Consider the following 1,794-nt stretch of genomic DNA (forward strand, 5'->3'; position numbering starts at 1 on the left):
GCGCGCCGGGCGGTCCGGGTGGGCGAACGTGGGCGGCGGGGAAAACCTGTGCGGGTGTTTGGGCCCGGGGAGCGGGGGCAGGCGAACCAGAAGTGCTTCGGACAGGAGGCACGTCCGTGGGAAGAGGTCGTTTCCCCACCACGGGTGTGTCCGCATCCGCTGCGCGCCGCGCTCCCACGGTGACCGTCCATCACCGAGCACGCCCAAGGGAGTTGCGACGCACCATGCCCACTCCAGTGAGCCCGAAGCGTCATCCCCACGACGACGCCCCCGACACCGCCGCCGACTTCCGCACCCTCGCCGGCCTCCCCGACGGGGAGCCCAGGGACGCCCTGCGCGCGAGGATCGTCGAAGCCTGGCTGCCCATGGCCGACCGGCTCGCGAGCCGCTTCCGCAGCCGCGGCGAGAGCCTCGACGACCTGCGGCAGGTGGCCGCCCTCGGCCTGGTCAAGGCCGTCGACCGCTACGACCCCGACCTCGGCAACGCCTTCGAGAGCTACGCCGTGCCCACCATCACCGGCGAGATCAAACGGCACTTCCGGGACCACATGTGGACCCTGCACGTGCCCCGCCGGGTCCAGGACCTGCGCAACCGCGTCCGGTTCGCCGTCCACGACCTCCAGACCGTCTCGGGCCGCAGGCCGACGAACGCCGAGATCGCCGCGCACGCGGACATGAGCGAGGCCGACGTCCGCACCGGCCTGGAGGCGCTGGAGAGCTTCACCGCCCTCTCGCTCGACGCGGAGCTGCCCGGCGGCGACGGCGGGTACTCGCTCAGCGACGCCCTCGGCTCCGCCGACCCGGCCCTCGACACCGTCGTGGACCGGGAGGCCGTCAAGCCCCGGCTGGCGGCGCTGCCCGAGCGCGAGCGCGCCATCCTGTACATGCGGTTCTTCAACGACATGACGCAGAGCCGGATCGCGGAACAGCTGGGCATCTCGCAGATGCACGTGTCCCGCCTGATCAGCCGGTGCTGCGCCAGGCTGCGCGAACAGGTCATGGAGGACGCGGCCTGACGCCCGCGGGCCCCACGGCGGGCGCGGCACCCCACGAGGACTGCGCGCCCCCGGCGCCGGGGGCGGTGGGCCGGGGGCCGGACGCGGACCGCCCGCCCGGCCCCGCTCCCTGGAACGCGCCGCCGCCGGGGCCCGTCGCCCCCGACCGGGCCCTCGACGCCGTACGGCACACGCCGCCCCCCTGGCCGGAACGCCGTCAGCGCGACACGCGTGCCGTTCCCCGTTCGGAGCACGGCGCCGCGTCGCCGGACCGTGCTCCGGGGGCCGTGGCGTGTCACCCGGTCGGCCCTGCGGCGTCCCGCGAATGGGGCCCGGCCGCGCGCGCCCCGGCGCCGCGCGGGCTGTCATGGCTGCGGGGTCACGAACGCCGTGGCCCCCGCAGTCGCCGGCCGAAGGAGCCTCCATGCGCCGCACCGCCCGCGCCCTGTCCGTCGCCGCTCTGGCCGGCGTCGCGCTGGGCACCCCCGCCCAGGCCGCAGGCTCCGACCCGGCCGCGGAGGTCAGCCCCGGCACCGTCGCGCCAGGCGGCAGCGTCTCCGTCTCCGTCACCTGCGACGGCGCCGACGGCACCGCGCCGGCCACGCTCGAAGCGGTCTCGCAGGCGTTCGAGGACGGCACCGTGGAACTGCAGCGCGCCTCGGGCGCGGACGGCGCGGGCGGCGCGCCCGTCTACCGCGGCACCGCGCGCATCTCGCCCGCCGAGAACTTCGAGGGCGACCCGGACGCCGCGGGACCGCGGTCCGCGTGGACGGCCGACGGCACCTGCCCGGCGGCGGCC

Annotated in this window: 1 protein-coding gene and 1 pseudogene; both read left to right on the forward strand. The window is 76.6% G+C overall.

Annotation, left to right across the window (positions count from 1 at the left end; genetic code table 11):
* Nucleotides 1-224: 224 nt before the first annotated feature.
* Nucleotides 225-1,016, forward strand: a complete 792-nt coding sequence (locus SZN_RS36945) for an RNA polymerase sigma factor SigF (RefSeq protein ID WP_043735445.1) — start codon at nucleotides 225-227, stop codon at nucleotides 1,014-1,016.
* A gap of 403 nt (nucleotides 1,017-1,419) precedes the next feature.
* Nucleotides 1,420-1,794: pseudogene (locus tag SZN_RS36950) on the forward strand (hypothetical protein); the annotation flags it as partial.

The sequence above is a fragment of the Streptomyces zinciresistens K42 genome, from assembly GCF_000225525.1.
GTDB lineage: Bacteria > Actinomycetota > Actinomycetes > Streptomycetales > Streptomycetaceae > Streptomyces > Streptomyces zinciresistens.